The sequence below is a fragment of the Hydrogenophaga sp. genome, assembly GCF_035481345.1.
In the GTDB taxonomy this organism is placed as follows: Bacteria; Pseudomonadota; Gammaproteobacteria; order Burkholderiales; family Burkholderiaceae_C; genus Hydrogenophaga.
Genome location: NZ_DATIGV010000104.1, coordinates 1 through 17,314, shown reverse-complemented (window position 1 = coordinate 17,314; position 17,314 = coordinate 1). Strand labels below are relative to the sequence as shown.

The following is a 17,314-nucleotide window of genomic DNA, read 5'->3' as shown; positions in this document are numbered from 1 at the left end:
CGCATTGCAGGCCTGAACGCGCCGCCCGTCCTCGGGCGCCGCCCTTCCGGAAGCCGCCTTCGGGCGGCTTTTTGCTGCCCGCCGCTACGATGCGTGATTCATGTCCTCAACCGACCCCTTGATCCACGCCGCCGCCGACTGGGCCGTCATCGTCGTCTTTGGCGTCGTCTATCTGGGCATGTTCCTGGGCGGCCTGCCGCGCCTCAAGCTCGATCGCTCGGGCGTGGCGCTGCTGGGCGCCGTGGCGGTGATCGCGATCTCGGGCATGGGCGTGGTCGAGGCGGCCGAGGCCATCGACCTGCCCACCATCCTGCTGCTGTTCGCCTTCATGGTCATCTCGGCGCAGATGCGCCTGGGCGGGTTCTATGCCGCCGTCACGCGCCGCGTGGGCGAGCTGCCGCTGCCAGACGCCGCCCTGCTGGCCGCGCTCATCGCCGTGGCCGCGGTGCTCTCGGCCGTGTTCTCCAACGACGTGGTGTGCCTGGCCATGACGCCCATCGTGGCGCGCCTGTGCCTGCGCCGCGGCACCAACCCGCTGCCCTTTCTCATCGGCCTGGCCTGCGCGGCCAACATCGGCTCGGCCGCCACGCTCATCGGCAACCCGCAGAACATGCTGATCGGCTCGGTGCTGCGGCTCGACTTCGCGGGCTACGCGCGCGCGGCCCTGGTGCCCGTGCTCATCAGCCTGGTGCTGCTGTGGGGCTGGCTGGTGTGTGTGCCGCACGCGGCGGTGGAACCCTATCCGGCCAGTGACCGGCGTTCGAACGACCCGCCGCTGGACCTGTGGCAAACCACCAAGGGCCTGGTGGTGGCGGGCGCGCTGATGGGCCTGTTCCTGTTCCGCGACGGCCCGCACGAGGTGATGGCCCTGGTGGGCGCGGCGCTGCTCCTGCTCAGCCGGCGGCTGGCGTCGGCCGAGTTCATGAAGCTGGTGGACTGGCCGCTGCTGATCCTGTTCATGGGCTTGTTCGTGGTGAACCACGCCTTCGAGCAGACCGGCCTGGCGACCCAGGCGGTGGCCTGGCTGGCCGGGCAGGGGGTGCACCTCACCGACCCGGGCCCGCTGATGGTGGTGGGCGTGGCGCTGTCCAACCTGGTGTCCAACGTGCCGGCGGTGATGCTGCTGCTGCCGCACCTGTCGGGCGAGCCGGGCGCGGGCGTTCTGCTGGCGCTGGTGACCACCTTCGCGGGCAACCTGCTGCTCGTGGGCTCCATCGCCAACCTCATCGTGGCCGACCTCGCGCGCGCCCAGGGCATCGTCATCGACTGGAAGCGGCACGCCACCGTGGGCGTGCCGGTGACGCTGCTGTCGCTGGGCGTGATCTGGATCTGGTTGCGCTGGAGTGCATAGGCCCCCACGCTCCGCCGCTGCGCGGGTCGCTGCCCCCCGCAGGGGGCGCGTTTCGCCTTAGGGCGGCCCGGCGGCGAAACTCTCTCTCTTTCAGTGCACCGACGCCAGGAACTGCTTGAGCTCCGGCGTCTCGGGGCTGCCGAACAACTGCTCCGGCGGCCCCATCTCGTGCACGCGGCCCTGGTGCATGAAGATCACCCGGTCGCTCACCTTGCGGGCGAAATTCATCTCGTGCGTCACCATCAGCAGGGTCATGCCCTCGTTGGCCAGGGTCTCCACCACCTGCAGCACCTCGCCCACCAGCTCGGGGTCGAGTGCCGAGGTGATCTCGTCGCACAGCAGCACGCTGGGCTGCATGGCCAGGGCGCGCGCGATGGCCACGCGCTGCTGTTGCCCGCCCGAGAGTTGCTCGGGGTAGGCGTCGAACTTGTCGGCCAGGCCCACGCGCGCCAGCAACTGCTTCGCGCGCTCGATGTTCGGGGCTTCCTGCGCCTTCTTCACGAGCGAGGGCGCCAGCATCACGTTGCGGCCCACGCTCAAGTGCGGGAAGAGATTGAAGTTCTGGAAGATCATGCCCACGTGCTGGCGCAGCTCGCGCATGGCGGCGGCGTCCTGGTGCCGCAGCGGCTGGCCATCCACCGTGAGCGTGCCCGACTGGAACACCTCCAGACCGTTGATGCAACGCAGCAGCGTGCTCTTGCCCGAGCCGCTCTTGCCGATGATGGCAATCACCTCGCCGCGCTTGACCTTCAGGTCGATGCCCTTGAGCACCTCGTTGGCGCCATAGGCCTTGCGCAGCGCGCCGATGTCGACGATGGCATGGGGTTCAGCGGCGGACATTCAGTTTCCTTTCGAGCGCGCGGGCGTAGAGGCTCACGGGGAAGCACAGCGCGAAGTACATCAGCGCCACGCAGCTGTAGACGAGGAAGGGCGCGAAGGTGGCGTTGGTGATCATGGTGCCGGCCTTGGTGAGCTCGACGAAGCCGATCACCGATGCCAGCGCCGTGCCCTTGATGACCTGCACGAGGAAGCCCACCGTGGGGGCGATGGCGATGCGCCGCGCCTGCGGCAGGATGACGTGGCGCAGCTGTTCGCCGAAGCTCAGCGCCAGGCTTTGCGCCGCTTCCCATTGGCCCTTGGGCACGGCCTCCACGCAGCCGCGCCAGATCTCCACCAGGAAGGCGCTCGTGTAGAGCGTGAGCGCGAGCGAGGCCGCGACCCAGGCCGAAGTCTCGAAGCCGAACAACGCCAGGCCGAAGTAGGCGAGGAAGAGCTGCATCAGCAAGGGGGTGCCCTGAAAGAGCTGGACGTAGGCTTTCACGAACGCGGTGGCGCCGGGCCACCGCGCCGTGCGCGCCACCAGCAGCAAGAGCCCCACGAGCCCGCCGCCGACGAAGGCGATCAGCGAGAGGGCGACGGTCCAGCGCGCCGCGAGCAGCAGGTTGCGCACGATGTCCCAGAGCGAAAAGTCAACCACGCCGGCCTCCGAAGATGAAACGCGGGCCCAGCCAGTTGAGCAACGCGCGCACGCCCATGGACAGCAGCAGGTACAGCGCGGTGGCCACGATGAAGGCTTCGAAGGCGCGGAAGTTGCGGCTCTGGATCAGGTTGGCCGCGTAGCTCAGTTCCTCGGTGGCGATCTGCCCGCACACGGCCGAGCCCAGCATCACGATGATGATCTGGCTGGTGAGCGCGGGCCAGACCTTGCGCAGCGCAGGCGGCAGCACCACGTGCAGGAAGGTCTGCGCGCGCGACAGCGCCAGGCTCGCCGCGGCCTCGAACTGACCGCGTGGCGTGGCCTCCACGCCGGCGCGAACGATCTCCGCCGCGTAGGCGCCCAGGTTCACCACCATGGCGATCACCGAGGCGAGTTCGGGCGTGAGCTTCACACCCGCCGCCGGCAGGCCGAAGAACACGAAGAAGAGCTGCACGATGAAGGGCGTGTTGCGGATCAGCTCCACGTAGGCGGCGGCCAGCCAGCCCAGCGGCGCCGGCCCTTCGGTGCGCGCCCAGGCGCACGCCACGCCGAGCGCCACGCCCAGCACGGCCGACACGGCGGTGAGCCCGAGCGTCCAGGCCATGCCCTTGAGCAGCAGCGGCCACTGCGCGAGCACGGCCCAGAAGTCGAGTTCGATGCCCATGTCGGATCGGCTCCGGTCGTGGACTCAGGGTGTCACTCGGGCAGGGTGCCGGTCGGGCGACCCAGCCACTTCTTCGCCAGCGCGTCCAGTTCGCCCGCCTTCTTGGCCGCGAGCACGATCTCGTTCACCTTGGTGCGCAGCGCGTCCTCACCCTTGGCCACGCCGATGAAGTTGGGGCTGTCCTTGAGCAGCAGCTTGTACTCGGCGCCCAGGGCCGGGTTGCGCTTGATCATGTTGTCGGCCACCGACACGCCGGTGGCGATGAACTGCGTCTGGCCCGACACGAAAGCCGAGACCGTGGCGTTGTTGTCCTCGAAGCGCTTGATGTCGGTGTTGGCCGGCGCGACCTTGCTCAGTTCCTGGTCCTCGATGGCGCCGCGCGTGACGGCGATGCTCTTGCCGCCCAGCGCGTTGAAGTCGGCCAGCGCTGCGCCTTTGGGCCCGTACACCGCCTGGAAGAAGGGCGAGTAGGCGACGGTGAAGTCGATGACCTTTTCGCGTTCCGGGTTCCTGCCGAGCGTGGAGATCACCAGATCGGCCTTCTTCGTCTGCAGATAAGGGATGCGGTTGGCGCTGGTCACGGGCACCAGTTCCACCTTCACCCCGAGCTTGCTGGCGATGAGGTTGGCCGTGTCCACGTCCAGGCCCTGGGGCTTGAGGTCGATGCCGACGAAGCCATAGGGAGGAAAGTCGGTGGGCACGGCGATCTTGATGAGCTTGGCCTTCATCACGCCATCGAGCGCGGTCTGCGCCTGAGCGTGGCCGGCGGCGAGGGTGGTGGCCAGGGCCGCGGTGAGCAGGACGAGGCGGCCAAGGGTGCGGCGGGGGAGGTTCATAACAGGGCTCCTAGGTAGGTTTCGCGGTCGGGTGAAGAAGGGGGGCCGGGCTTGCGCGCACCCTTGGCCGCGGGGGCGGCATCGCCCACGGGCGCCAGGGCCTCGCGCAGATCGGCCAGCGGGTCGGCCGGTGCGCCCAGGCGCAGCGCGGCCTGCACCTGGCCGATGTGCGTTTCCATCAGGCGCTCGGCCGCGGCCACGTCGCCGCGCTCCAGCGCCTCGACGATCCGCACGTGCTCGGCGCAGGACTGCACCGCGTCGTGCGTGCTCTGGTAGAGCATGGCGATGAGCGTGGTGCGCGCGGTGAAGTCGCGCAGGGTCTCGGCCAGCAACTGGTTGCCCAGGCACTCGGCTAGGCAGACGTGGAAATCGCCCAGCAGGTAGCTGCGCTGGCCCACGTCGTCGCCCTTGAGGGCGGCCTGCTCCTGGCGGATGTGCTGGCGCAGGCGCTTCAGGGCGGCCTTGTCCACGTGGCCGTTGCTGCGGATCAGGCCGGTCTCGATGACGCGGCGTGCCTCGAAGGCCTCGCGCGCCTCCGCGTGCGAGGGCTGCACCACGTACCAGCCGCGGCGCGAACTGACGGTGACGATGCCGCGCGCGGCCAGGCGCACCAGGGCCTCGCGCACCAGGGTGCGGCTGCAGTCGAACAGCATCGACAGGTTCTGCTCGCCCAGGCGCGTGCCGGGCGCCAGGCGCTGCGCCAGGATGGCGGCGACGATGCGTTGCGCGATGTCGGTGGAACTGACCATGGCCGGTGCACATGCCAGATCCGTGCCACGGCCACATCAGTCTTGTATGCAAGCCTGATGCACCCGCCTTGTGCGCGCGCGTGCCGCGGCGGTGCGCGGCGCGCACCAGAATGTGTTGATGGGGCCGCGGCGATCAGCGCTGGGCGCTGAGCACTTCCATGTCGCGTTCGTAGGACTGCAGCTCGCGCACGGCGCGCTGACGCTGCTCGGGCGTGGTGCTGTTGTGCAGCGCCGCGAACTGCGCGCAACCGTGGCGCACGCCGGCGTCGCTGTGCGCCTGGTAGCCCGGCGTGGGTGAGTGTTGCAGGCGCTGCAGGTGGGCCTGCAGCGCGGGCCGGGCCTGAGCGGGCTCGGCCTGGATGCGGCGCAGGGTCTGCAGCAGATCGGCCTGGCGGCGCTGGCGCTCGGCCTGGGTGCGCTGGGCATCCCAGGGCGATTCGGCCAGCCAGCGGCGCACCAGCCCCCGCTGCGCCTCGCTGAGCGAGCCGTAGAACATCTCGCTGCGAGAGACCGCCTGGTCCAGCCGGCGCTGCAGGCGCTGCTCGGGCGAGCCCCGCAGGAAGTCGCGCTCGAACTCTTCGTTGCTGCGCGCCTGGCGGCGCTGCAGGTGCTCCAGTTGCGCGGAGTCCAGCCGAGGGGCCAGGCGTGCGAAGGGATCGATCAGCCGCTCGCCCGTGAGGGTGAGGCGCGCGCGCACGGTGTCGAACTGCGCGCACACCTCCGCCGCGGTGAGGTCGCGCGCCGCCATGGCCTGCCACTGGCGCAGCAGGCCCGCCACGGCGGGCAGCTCCTCCCGCCGGTGCCAGGCGAAGAAGGTCTCGATGTCGCCGCGCACCTGTTCGGATTGCGTGTCGTCGAAATCGAAGTGGCTGTCCAGCCACCAGTAGCTGAACTGGGGCGCCTGGTTGTAGGCGAAGCGCGCGGCGGTGCAGGCGGCCAGCACCGCCGCCAGAGCGAGCACCAGCAGGGCGCGGGCGATAATCCGCCGCGTTCCGGCGCCGCCCCCCTGGCCGCGTCGGGTGTACGCGAAAGAGGTGTTCATGTCGTTACCGGTGGATGTGGTGGTGATGGCCGCGGGCAAGGGCACCCGCATGAAGAGCCAGCGGCCCAAAGTGTTGCACCGTCTGGGCGGGCGCGCGCTGGCGCAGCACGTGATCGATTGCGCCGCGGGGTTATCGGCCCGCTCGGTGGTGGTCATCACGGGGCATGGCGCGGCGCAGGTGGAAGCGGGGCTGAAGGCCAGCGCCGCCACCGCGTTGCGCTTCGTGCGCCAGGAGCCGCAACTGGGCACCGGCCACGCGGTGCAGCAGGCGGTGCCGGTGTTGGCCGACGACGGCCTGACCCTGGTGCTCTCGGGCGACGTGCCGCTGACCCGCCCTGAGACCCTGCAGGCGCTCATCGACCTGAGCGCGGGGGAACACCTGGCGCTGCTCACGCTGGACCTGCCCGATCCCACGGGTTATGGCCGCGTGGTGCGCGACCCCGGTGGCGCGGTGCGCGCCATCGTCGAGCACAAGGACGCCAGCGAGGCGCAGCGCGCCATCACCGAGATCTACAGCGGCATCATGGCCGTGCCCACGCGCCTGCTGCGTGCCTGGCTCGCGCGCCTGGACAACCGCAACGCCCAGGCCGAGTACTACCTGACCGACGTGGTGAAGTTCGCCGTGGCCGACGGCTGCGCGGTCAAGGCCCACCGCATCAGCGACGCCGTGCAGGTGGCCGGTGTGAACAGCCCGCAGCAACTGGCCGAACTCGAGCGCGCCTACCAACTGCGGCTGGCGAATCGGTTCATGGTGGACGGCGTGCGCCTGGCCGACCCGGCCCGCTTCGACGTGCGCGGCGAACTCGTGTGCGGTCAGGACGTCGAGATCGACGTCAACTGCGTCTTCGAGGGCCGCGTCGAGCTCGGCGATGGCGTGCGCATCGGTGCCAACTGCGTCATCGCCAATGCGCGCATCGAAACCGGTGCGGTGATCCACCCCTTCACCCACATCGACGGTGAGGCGGCCGGCGTGCGCGTCGGCGCCGGCGCGCTGGTGGGCCCCTTCGCGCGGCTGCGCCCCGGTGCCGACCTGGGCGCCGAGGTGCACATCGGCAACTTCGTCGAGGTGAAGAACAGCACGATGGCCGCGGGCGCCAAGGCCAACCACCTGGCCTACCTGGGCGACGCCACCGTGGGTGAGCGCGTCAACTACGGGGCCGGCAGCATCACCGCCAATTACGACGGCGCCAACAAGCACCGCACCGTGATCGAGGCCGACGTGCACGTGGGCAGCAACTGCGTGCTGGTGGCGCCGGTCACCATCGGCGCGGGCGGCACGGTGGGCGCGGGTTCCACCATCACCAAGAGCACCGAGCCCGGCGCCCTGGCCGTGGCACGGGGGCGCCAGGCCAGCATCGCGGGCTGGCAGCGGCCGCAGAAGGCGAAGAAGGGCAACTGATCCGGTCCCGCCAGAACAAAGGCCCCGCGTGCGGGGCCTTTTGCGTGGGGTGCGTTGCGCGCCGCTTCAGCGCCCGCCGCGCACGTCGAACGAGCTGCCGTCGTAGCGGCTGTCGGGGCTGCTGCCGTTGCGGCGCTTCTGCTCGCGCGGCTTGAGCTCGTCTTCCAGGTCCATCAGGCCGCTCAGGCCCAGCACCTCGGAGTCGCGGTAGCCCGAGCGCGCGTACTGGTGGTCGAAGCCCGACATCTGCGTTTCCAGTTGCTGCATCACGCTGTCGCGGTCGTCGGCGGGCTTGGTGGTCGGTGCCTTGGGCTTGGGCAGTTCCACCAGATTGAGCTGCTCGCGGAACTCGGCCGGCGAGGGCATGCGGTGGATGCCGTTTTTCAGGAACACGAAGCGCACGCCGGCGGTCTTGAGGATGCGGTTCTTCACCTTCACCCGCTGGGCCTTGGCCTCGGCGTTGCTCAGGTGGTACTGCTCGATGTCGAAGGCGAAGATGGGGCGGCCGTCGGGCGCGCAGACCACGAAGTCGACGCGGTGCTCGCGCAGGCGTTCCTTGGCGGCCTTCTTGCTCGCGGCCCGGCGCACGGACAGCATCTGGGCGAGGTTGATGTTGGGCAGCACCACCTGGCCAGGGAAGGTGTCCTGCAGGTAGTCGAGCATGGCCACCTGCTCGGTCGAGAGGATGCGCTCGGGCGCGAAGCGGTCGTCCCGGCCGTCGTCTTGCGATCGCATGAACCGCAGGTAGAGCCAGACACACAGCACCAGCACCACCGCGGCGATCACCGATCCGATCACCATCATGTCCATGAAACCTCCTGGAGAGCTGCCGCTTTTTTGAGCAAGCGGGCGATTGTATGAGGTTGTAACAGGCCTGGGGGCCCGTCAACACCACGTCTCCCCAACGTTTGCAGAAGTGTGCGTTTAGCTATTCGGCAAAGGGACTATTTAAGCCGTTCGGTCACAGCGATCGACTGAGCGGCAGGCTGGGATGGAACTTGGCGCAACGGGTGCTGAAGAAACCCTTGACGTTTCGCACGTTGGCGTCGCCTGTGAACAGCCGCTGGGTCAGCGCCAGGTAGTCGGGCATGTCCGTACAGCGCACGATCAGCACGAAATCGGGCCCGGGGCTCACGCGGTAGCACTGCTGCACGCGCGGCTCGGCCACGGCGCGCGCCTCGAAGGCGTCAAGCGCGTCGGCGCCCTGGCGCTCCAGGCCGATCTCGACCACCGCGGTGAGGCCGTGGCCCAGCAGCGGCGCGAGGCGATCGGCGTCCAGGAGCGCCACCTCGCGCGCGATGAACCCGCGCTCGCGCAGGCGCTTGACGCGGCGCAGGCAGGTAGGCGGCGAGAGGTGGGCGCGCTCGGCCAGGGACTGGTTGCTGAGCGAGGCGTCCTGCTGCAGAAGATCGAGCAGGCGCAGGTCAACCGCATCGAGTTCGAAAGATTCCATTATTTGACTGTCTGTGAAATTATTTGACTTCTATCACAGATGGAGAATGAAATGGTCAATTTTCTATGAAATTTGACCATTCATTTCATCTGGTGTTCACTAGCATTCGCCCACTTTCACATTCAGGAGCGATCACATGTGCGGCATCGTGGCGGGGGTTTCGGGGCGCGACATCGTGCCCGTGCTGGTTCAGGGCCTGCAGCGGCTGGAGTACCGGGGCTATGACTCGTGCGGCGTGGCCGTCCACAGCGATGGCCTGAAGCGCGCGCGCAGCACGGCCCGCGTGGCCGAACTGGGCCAGCAGGTGCAGGCCGAACACATCGCCAGCGGCACCGGCATCGCGCACACGCGCTGGGCCACGCACGGTGCGCCAGCGGTGCACAACGCACACCCGCACTTCAGCCACGGACCGGGGGCGCAGAGCGGTTCGGCCGGGCGCGTGGCGCTCGTGCACAACGGCATCATCGAAAACCACGACGAGTTGCGCGCCGCCTTGCAGGCCAAGGGCTACGTGTTCGAGAGCCAGACCGACACCGAGGTCATCGCCCACCTCATCGATTCGCTCTATGAGGGCGATGTCTTCGCGGCCCTCGCCGCCGCCGTGGCGCAACTGCATGGCGCCTATGCGTTGGCCGTGTTCCACAAGGACGAACCGCACCGCGTGGTGGGCGCGCGCGCGGGCTCGCCACTGGTGCTGGGCGTGGGCGCCGAGGGCGGCGAGCACTTCCTGGCCAGCGACGCCATGGCGCTGGCGGGCGTCACCGACCAGATCGTCTACCTGGAAGAGGGCGACCTGGTGGACCTGCAGATGGGCCGCTACTGGATCACCGGTGCCGGCGGCCGTTCGCTCGACGCCCAACAGCGCCCCGTGCGCACGGTGCACGCGCACAGCGGCGCGGCCGAGCTGGGCCCCTACCGCCATTACATGCAGAAGGAGATCTTCGAGCAGCCGCGCGCCATTGCCGACACGCTCGAAGGCGTGGCCGGCGTGACGCCCGAACTCTTCGGCGACGGCGCGCACCGCGTGTTCAAGAACGTCGACCGCGTGCTCATCCTGGCCTGCGGCACCAGCTACTACAGCGGCTGCACCGCCAAGTACTGGATGGAATCCATCGCGAAGATTCCCACGCAGGTGGAGGTGGCCAGCGAGTACCGCTACCGCACCAGCGTGCCCGATCCGCGCACGCTGGTGGTGACGATCAGCCAGAGCGGCGAGACCGCCGACACCCTGGCCGCGCTGCGCCACGCGCAAAGCCTGGGCATGCAGGAAACGCTGACCATCTGCAACGTGTCCACCAGCGCCATGGTGCGTGAATGCAAGCTGGCCTACATCACGCGCGCGGGCGTCGAGATCGGTGTGGCTTCCACCAAGGCCTTCACCACGCAATTGGCGGGCCTGTTCCTGCTCACGCTGGCGCTGGCCCAGGTGCGCGGCCACCTGAGCGACGAGGAGGAGGCCGAACACCTCAAGCGCATGCGCCACCTGCCCGTGGCCCTGCAGGCCGTGCTGGCACTGGAGCCGCAGGTCATCAGCTGGGCCGAGGACTTCGCGCGCATGGACAACGCGCTCTTCCTGGGGCGCGGCTTGCACTACCCCATCGCGCTCGAAGGCGCGCTCAAGCTGAAGGAGATCAGCTACATCCACGCCGAGGCCTATCCGGCGGGCGAACTCAAGCACGGCCCGCTGGCGCTGGTGACCGCGGCCATGCCCGTCGTCACGGTGGCACCCAACGACGCCTTGCTGGAGAAGCTCAAGAGCAACATGCAGGAGGTGCGCGCGCGCGGCGGCGTGCTCTACGTGCTCGCCGACGCCGACACGCGCATCGCCAGCAGCGAGGGCATCCACGTCATCCGCATGCCCGAGCACTACGGTGCGCTGTCGCCCATCCTGCACGTGGTGCCGCTGCAATTGCTGGCGTACCACACGGCGCTGGCCAAGGGCACGGACGTGGACAAGCCGAGGAACCTGGCGAAGAGCGTGACGGTGGAGTGAGGGTCGGGGGCCGCCGCTGACGACAGGGAATGACGTTCGTCGAAGTGGTTGCCCGCCCATCGGCCAGCTGATCTCGAAAAATGAGGTCTGTCGGAAAAGAATAGGTCTGTCGGAGAACGTCCCGCCAAATGTAACTAAACGATTCTGGTGGTTACATATTCAACGGTCACTTTCCCGTGTGTGATCGGCTGGCTGCGATGCGCCCAGCCACCGGGATACCCACACCTTGCGGTTCGACCACCTTCTCTCGTGGCGAGTGTGCAGCCCGCCGCCCCATCACATTTGGCTCGATGTCCCCGCAGCGCGCTTGCGCTGAGTTCAGGCCAACCACTGAACGCGAGAGGCTGGTGCGCAGCGACAGGAGCCGATCGCGGCTGGCAGGCGAGCTCACGGTTGGAGTTGGCAAGCTGACATCTGGCCCGACCTCCGCTGCTGGCTTGAACGGCCGCTTAGCGATGCTCAGCTGACAAAGCACTGCGCCGACCTAATGCTCGATCTGCTATGTGACAAGTTCAGCATGAAATTAAGTGGATTGGTGACGTCCACTCCTTCGGCTGCTGTCATGCTTGGACCTGTAGGTGCATGCTCGTACGGCGGGCGGCGCACTGAGCTATGCCGCGAACGTTTAAAGACCGCAGCCACCTACGCTCCGCCTAAATCAAGAAGACGGTTCTTACCGAAGGAAGATGTCCGCTTGGTCATCTAACCGCGCTTTGATGCGCCCCCAGTCCGGCAGATACAGCGTCAAGGTTCGGTAGAAGGCGCTGCTATGGTTGTAATGCTTCAGGTGGCACATTTCGTGAAGCAGCACATAGTCAATGGCTTCACGCGGCGCAGCCACCAGCCGCGGATTGAGTGTCAGTCGGCCAGATGGTGAGCAGCTGCCCCATTGGCGGGTCATGAACTGCAAGCGAAACGACGGCAACTGGCGAACCCACCTCAATGGCTCGGCAACGACCTTGAGGCGAGCGTCGAAGACCTCCCGGGCCCGTTTGCGGTACCAAGCGTCAATACATACTCTGATCTGATCGACGTCATGTCGAGGCACATTCACCACCACAAAGGCCCCACGCAACTTTGCCTCGGCGGCGCTCGCTGGTTCAACCACGACTTTGAGCCGATAGCGCTTGCCTAGGTAGTGGATGGACTCCCCGCTCACGTACTCGCGCGGCAGCACATGCACCATCCGTTCCTTGGCAGCAGCAACATGCTGACTGATCCAGCGCGAGCGCTTGCGCACCGCAGCCAGCACATCGGCCAGCGGGGTTGACGGAGGCGCGTCGACCTGCACGCGTCCATCTGGCTCAACGTGGATGGCGACCCGCGGAATGACGCGTGTGGTTTGCCGCCGCAACGTGAAAGCAATCTGCTCATCACCGTACGTCACTCGGTGCTGACCATCAAAACCCGACGTCTCCATGGTCAAACCTTGCTGAGGCCGATGCGGGTGATCTGGATGACTTGCTCCACCACTTGCTTGGCGTTGTCCAGGCCCAGGCTGCCAAAGAGCAGTGGCAGCAGCCCCTTGCGGATCGCTGCCTCGATGTTCTGGGGGTTGAGCGAGTTCTCAGCGACCGCATCCTTGACCACGGTGTCGATGGCCAGGGACTGCTGGACCAAGCGCTCGATGGCCTGGGACTCCAAAGCGGCGAAGTTGTCTTCACCCAGCACCAAGCGGACGGCACCAAAGTAGGCTTTGGCATGCGGGTTGGCGGCCAGTTCGTCCGGTGTGCCAGGTGTCGCACGCGACGCCACCTGTTCCTCGAAAGACTTGAACAAGGCGTACTGTTTCAGCGGGTGGTCGAACATTGCCTCCGCCTCGGCAATCGCCTGGCGCAGCAACTCACCGAACACCTTCTGTGCGTACGGATCCTCAGCGAGTTCTTGCTCGATGGTCTTCCGCAGCCGCGTCCGGATCATGTCCGTCTCATTGCGGGTCCTCTCTTCCGACCAGTCCTCGGGCTTCTCGGCCTGGCCTAACTGGTGCACCAGGTAGACGCCCTCGGGGTCGCGCACCTCGGTGCCGATGACCTGCTTGTCGACCAGCTTGCGGATCTGCTCTTCGTAGACGCTGTAGTCCACCGTCTCCATGGCATCCCGGCGAGCCGTTTGGCGCAGTTCGGTGAAGAAGCGGAGGTCGCTCTTGTAGCGAGTGATCAGTTCCTCTGAGAAGCTCTTGTCCTCAAAGAAGCTCCGCGAAGACAGTGCCGTCTGAAGGCACAGGCCGAAAGCGGTGAGCGCATCGTAGAAGTCGTCGCGCAGCTTCTGCCGCTCGTCGAACTCAGTGCCGTCGGCGTCCTTCACGAAGCGAGGGGCGAGCACCTGTCGGTACTGCTCGCGGTCCAGCTTGTTGGTGACCGACCTGAAGAAGGACCACAGCTGCTCATGGAGCGCAGGCAGACGCTTGTACTCGGTGCTGAACTGGTGGTACAGCCCTTCGAGGTCCTGAACATCGAACCCACCTTGCGTCCGCGACTCCAGGTCTTGATAGGCGCTAATGGCGGTGTCCAGCTCCTTCAGGATGCCGCGATAGTCCACCAGAACGCCATAGCGCTTCGCATCGTGCAAGCGGTTCACCCGCGCTACCGCCTGGATCAGGTTGTGCCCCTTGAGCGGCTTGTCGATGTACAGCACCGTGTTGCGGGGTTCATCGAAGCCCGTCAGCAGCTTGTCCACGACGATCAGCAGGTCTGGCGCTCCGTCAGTGCCAAAGTCACCGATCACCTGCTTCTCGTAGGCTTCAGCGTCATTGCCGCAAGTGGCCATGGCCTGCTTCCACCACTTCTGGACTTCAGGCAGCGTGTCCTCATCGACTTCCGAGTTGCCTTCACGGGTGTCGGGTGCCGAGATCACGACAGCGCTCGTCACCAAGCCTGCCTCGTCCAACGCCTTCTTGTAGCGGATCGCATCCAGTTTGCTGTCGGTGACGACTTGGCCCTTCAGACCTAGGCCCAGCTTCTTGATGTTCTCATTGAAGTGGGTTGCGATGTCCCAGGCGATCAGTTCGATGCGGTTGGCGGCGCCATAGATCGCGCCTTTCTTTGCGAACTTGCGCTTCAGATCGCTGCGCTGGGCATCACTGAGGTTGCTGGTGATCTTGTCGAACCAGCGGTTGACGGCCTCTTCGTTGATGTCCAGTTCCGGCACGCGCTCTTCGTAGAGCAGTGGTGCCACGGTTTCGTCCTCCACCGCACGCTGCATGGTGTAGGCGTGGACGATGGGGCCGAACTTGTTGGAAGTCTTCTCGTCCTTGAGCAGCGGTGTGCCCGTGAAGGCGATGTAAGCAGCCTTCGGCAATGCCTTCTTCATCCGCTCATGGGTCTCGCCGCCATGGCTTCGGTGTCCTTCGTCGACCAGCACGATCATGTCCGCCGAGTCATTGCGGCACTCGGGCAACCTGGACGCCGTGTTGAACTTGTGGACAAGCGTGAAGGTGATCCGCTCGGTCCCCTTGCCGATGCGCTGGGCCAGGTCACGACCGGACAGGGTGCGGCTGCGCTCACCATCCTTTTGCGTGGCGATGCTCGACCCGAAGGCCCCGCCCGTCATGAAATTGCGCGAGAGCTGGGTTTCAAGATCCACGCGATCGGTGACCACCACGATGCGGCATTCCTTGAAGCTTTCGACCAGCAGCAGGGCCTTGGTCAAGAACACCATGGTGAAGCTCTTGCCGGAGCCCGTGGTGTGCCAGACAACACCACCCTCGCGGCCACCGCCCTGCGAATCAGGTTTCTTCTGGCTGATGCGCGACAGCAGTGCGCGGATACCGAAGAACTGCTGATAGCGAGCGACGATCTTGCCGACCTTGCGGTCGAAGAGCACGTAGCCGCGCAGGAACTCCAACAGGCGGGACGGCGTCAGAAGGCTGACCAGCAACCGATCTTGCTCAGTGGCCTGCATCGGCGCGCTCCAGAGCGTGTCGAAGTAGGTGGCGAGCGATGCAGGCTTGCCTTCAAACAACGCGGCACGGACGTCCGGACGCAATGGCGCGTTCTTGACGGCCTGCAGGTGCGGGTCATCGAACTCTTCTTCTCGCCATTTGGCCCAGAACTTGGCGGCGGTGTGGGTGGTGCCGTAGCGCCCCTCGGTCTGGCTGATGGACAGCAGCAGTTGGGCGTACGCAAACAGGTTGGGGATCTCGTCTGGCCGCTGGTTGCGCAGATGCTGGCTGATGCCTTCCTGCACCATGGCCTTCGAAGGATGGCTGCCACCGCCCGACTCCGGGCGCTTGGCCTCGATCACCACCAGCGGGATACCGTTCACGTAGGCCACCACGTCCGGCGTCCGGTGGTGTGTGCCTTGCGCAGACAGCACCTCCAGTTCCTCGGTCACGTCCCAGCGGTTCGAAGAAGGATCGGTCCAGTCGATCACTGCAATGGTGGGCTGGTGCTTCTTTCCATCCGGCATGAACTCGGTGACCGTGATGCCCAGGGCCAGCTTGCCGTACAGGCGCTCGTTGGCCGGCATGAGCCCTTCGGCCAGGCTGAGCGCCGACAACTCCCGCACGATCTGCTCGATGCCGCTGGGCGACAGCGGGTACCACTCGCCCTTGTATTCGTAGCGGCGGGTCTGCAACACCTCGACCAGCCGACCCTTGAGCAACACCTCGCGCGTGCTGCCGCGCAAGGTAAGCGCCTGTTCTGTGGTCAGGAAGTTCCAGCCCAAGTTGCAATGCAGGTGCAACGCAGGCAGGTGAGCGCTGTACTGCTCGCGGGAGTTGGGCGTGGTGTTCATGCTTGAGCTTCCGTCTGGGCAGCGGGCAACTTAACGCGGCGCTTTCCGGTCAGGAGCTGGGACATGAGAGCGGCTTTCTCAAGTTTGAGGAGATCGAGATCCCGCTCACGCAATTCAACATACCTCGCAGCTGTTGTCAGCACCTCGGCAATTTGGTTCTGAGCCGCCACCGGTGGCACCGGAACCCGACAAGCCAGGAAGTCTGCCGGTCGAATATTCAGCAATCCGTTGTTCCGTACTCCCGTGTTAACGAGTGCCCCGAGTTGGTCGTGCAAGTAGTCAGCGCGAAACAGGTGTTCGTAGAAGGCCGCGTTCAGGCTGGGCATCAGCTTGAAGCAGACATAGACATTGGGCACTAGGCCGCGCTCGTAGCCTCTAAGGGCGAATACACAGCCGAACTCGTACAGCTTGGAGTTGCCCTTGTTGTAGGCAAACTCGCCACGATCGAGAGCGATGTAGTTCTCAATGCTCTTTCCAGCCATGAAGCGGCTGTACTTCTCGTCCTGGCGTACAAAGCCACTACCGGACGAGATCATCAGAACTGGTAGGACCTCTTCCTCATTCGCCCGTCGCTGAATCCTCTCGGAGACTTCGCTCAACGCGCTCAGATCCCATTCGCCAGACATCACAGGTTGAATGAGCAATTGCTGTTGCAACGCCTTCAACTGCCTGTGGCCAGCGGAAACAAGTTGCTCAGCGGTCCGAATGGCATGGTCCCAAGTGGACAAAGTTTCGCCAATGCGCCTCTGCTCCTTGGTGGGCGGTTTGGCTATCCGGAGCGGCTTCAACACCTCGAGGTTGATGTTTTTCTGGGCGTTCTGACCGGCCTGAGCCTCAAGGTCTTCTCTTCTGAACGCAAGCGCGTACTTGAGCCAAAGCAGGTCCGTTGCCGCTGACAGCGGTCTGATTCCAACGACGCTGTCCGGGCATGCAGTAGGTATCCTGGTAATCGCCGTAGCGCCGATGTTTGCAGCAATTGTGAGAAGGATCGTTTCTTCTTCGAACACCTTACTGACGGTCAGGCCCAATGCATTCAGTGTCTGGCTGTGTGTACGCAGGTACAACTGCGCACCTGCGACATCTCCAGTTTGAACAAACGGTGTCTCACCACCGAAGTACTTGGGGTCGTGTCGCGGGCGTGCAGAGAATCTCCCTCGCTCGACAGTCGCTAGGGAATCAAGACGCTCGAGTGTCCAGCCATCAGGAAGCATCTCTACCCCTCGTCGTTTCACCCAACGAGCTGATCGTTGTAGCGGGCCCGTTGGGACTTTTCTGCCAATTGGGACACTTGGTAGAGAAGCAGCGTTCGTAACCTTCACTCATAGCCCAACTCCTTCAGGTACTCAGTCATCCTTGCATCTAGGATGGCAAGCTCGGCCTTAAGCTGCTCGCGCTCGCTACGCACGGCCATGAGGTCGATCTCGTTCTCGTCCTCAAAGGTGTCCACATAGCGCGGGATGTTGAGGTTGAAGTCGTTCTCCGCGATCTCTGCCCTGGTGGCGAGGTAGGCGTACTTGGTGACGCCATGTCGCGAGTGCACCGTATCCACGACGCGCTGAAGGTCAACTTCGCGCAGCACGTTCTGATTCTTGCCGGCTTCGAAGTCACGGCTGGCA

General features: G+C 65.7%; 15 protein-coding genes. 3 read left to right on the top strand and 12 right to left on the bottom strand.

What is annotated here, in order from left to right:
• Window positions 1-100 precede the first annotated feature (100 nt).
• A complete protein-coding gene (locus VLG41_RS11195; RefSeq protein WP_325349480.1) occupies window positions 101-1,351 on the top strand; it encodes an SLC13 family permease in 1,251 nt (416 codons plus the stop codon).
• A 90-nt stretch (window positions 1,352-1,441) separates the two neighbouring features.
• Here the strand turns inward: VLG41_RS11195 and VLG41_RS11190 are convergent, their stop codons facing one another.
• The 6 genes from VLG41_RS11190 to VLG41_RS11165 all read right to left on the bottom strand — a co-directional run bounded on the left by VLG41_RS11190 (window position 1,442) and on the right by VLG41_RS11165 (window position 6,119).
• Entirely contained in the window at window positions 1,442-2,191 is a 750-nt protein-coding gene (locus VLG41_RS11190; RefSeq protein ID WP_325349479.1) for an amino acid ABC transporter ATP-binding protein, read from the bottom strand.
• Complete coding sequence (locus VLG41_RS11185; RefSeq protein WP_325349478.1) at window positions 2,178-2,828, bottom strand: amino acid ABC transporter permease; 651 nt, start codon at window positions 2,826-2,828, stop codon at window positions 2,178-2,180. Before VLG41_RS11185 ends, VLG41_RS11190 begins: the two co-directional genes overlap by 14 nt.
• Complete coding sequence (locus tag VLG41_RS11180; protein ID WP_325349477.1) at window positions 2,821-3,492, bottom strand: amino acid ABC transporter permease; 672 nt, start codon at window positions 3,490-3,492, stop codon at window positions 2,821-2,823. Before VLG41_RS11180 ends, VLG41_RS11185 begins: the two co-directional genes overlap by 8 nt.
• A 32-nt stretch (window positions 3,493-3,524) precedes the next feature.
• Window positions 3,525-4,328, bottom strand: coding sequence for a transporter substrate-binding domain-containing protein (locus VLG41_RS11175; protein WP_325349476.1), 804 nt, complete (start codon window positions 4,326-4,328; stop codon window positions 3,525-3,527).
• Window positions 4,325-5,077 carry a GntR family transcriptional regulator gene (locus tag VLG41_RS11170; protein ID WP_325349475.1) on the bottom strand — a complete coding sequence of 251 codons (753 nt, stop codon included), beginning with the start codon at window positions 5,075-5,077 and terminating at the stop codon, window positions 4,325-4,327. The genes VLG41_RS11175 and VLG41_RS11170 overlap by 4 nt, the downstream gene beginning before the upstream one ends.
• Window positions 5,078-5,210: 133 nt before the next feature.
• Window positions 5,211-6,119 carry a DUF6279 family lipoprotein gene (locus VLG41_RS11165; protein ID WP_325349474.1) on the bottom strand — a complete coding sequence of 303 codons (909 nt, stop codon included), beginning with the start codon at window positions 6,117-6,119 and terminating at the stop codon, window positions 5,211-5,213.
• On the opposite strand from VLG41_RS11165, the gene glmU reads away from it, so the two are divergent.
• Window positions 6,118-7,518, top strand: coding sequence for a bifunctional UDP-N-acetylglucosamine diphosphorylase/glucosamine-1-phosphate N-acetyltransferase GlmU (gene glmU, locus VLG41_RS11160; protein WP_325349473.1), 1,401 nt, complete (start codon window positions 6,118-6,120; stop codon window positions 7,516-7,518). The genes VLG41_RS11165 and glmU overlap by 2 nt on opposite strands.
• A gap of 66 nt (window positions 7,519-7,584) precedes the next feature.
• Here glmU and VLG41_RS11155 read toward each other — a convergent pair whose 3' ends face one another.
• Complete coding sequence (locus tag VLG41_RS11155) at window positions 7,585-8,328, bottom strand: DUF2726 domain-containing protein (protein WP_325349472.1); 744 nt, start codon at window positions 8,326-8,328, stop codon at window positions 7,585-7,587.
• Window positions 8,329-8,479: 151 nt separating this feature from the next.
• Window positions 8,480-8,971 (bottom strand): Lrp/AsnC family transcriptional regulator, encoded by a 492-nt coding sequence (locus VLG41_RS11150; RefSeq protein WP_325349471.1) that lies wholly within the window; start codon window positions 8,969-8,971, stop codon window positions 8,480-8,482.
• Between the two features lie 136 nt (window positions 8,972-9,107).
• Here VLG41_RS11150 and glmS point away from each other — a divergent pair, with 136 nt between their 5' ends.
• Window positions 9,108-10,964 carry a glutamine--fructose-6-phosphate transaminase (isomerizing) gene (glmS, locus tag VLG41_RS11145; protein ID WP_325349470.1) on the top strand — a complete coding sequence of 619 codons (1,857 nt, stop codon included), beginning with the start codon at window positions 9,108-9,110 and terminating at the stop codon, window positions 10,962-10,964.
• Between the two features lie 673 nt (window positions 10,965-11,637).
• Here the strand turns inward: glmS and VLG41_RS11140 are convergent.
• From VLG41_RS11140 to VLG41_RS11125, 4 genes are all read right to left on the bottom strand, one after another.
• A complete protein-coding gene (locus VLG41_RS11140; protein WP_325349469.1) occupies window positions 11,638-12,384 on the bottom strand; it encodes a SprT family zinc-dependent metalloprotease in 747 nt (248 codons plus the stop codon).
• 2 nt (window positions 12,385-12,386) lie between these two features.
• Window positions 12,387-15,698 (bottom strand): HsdR family type I site-specific deoxyribonuclease, encoded by a 3,312-nt coding sequence (locus tag VLG41_RS11135; protein WP_325349468.1) that lies wholly within the window; start codon window positions 15,696-15,698, stop codon window positions 12,387-12,389.
• The gene (locus VLG41_RS11130; RefSeq protein ID WP_325349467.1) at window positions 15,695-16,909 is read right to left on the bottom strand and encodes a restriction endonuclease subunit S; all 1,215 of its coding nucleotides are present in this window, start codon (window positions 16,907-16,909) and stop codon (window positions 15,695-15,697) included. The genes VLG41_RS11135 and VLG41_RS11130 overlap by 4 nt, the downstream gene beginning before the upstream one ends.
• Before the next feature lie 104 nt (window positions 16,910-17,013).
• On the bottom strand, window positions 17,014-17,314 hold a 301-nt coding region (locus VLG41_RS11125; protein WP_325349466.1), incomplete at its 5' end, for an N-6 DNA methylase.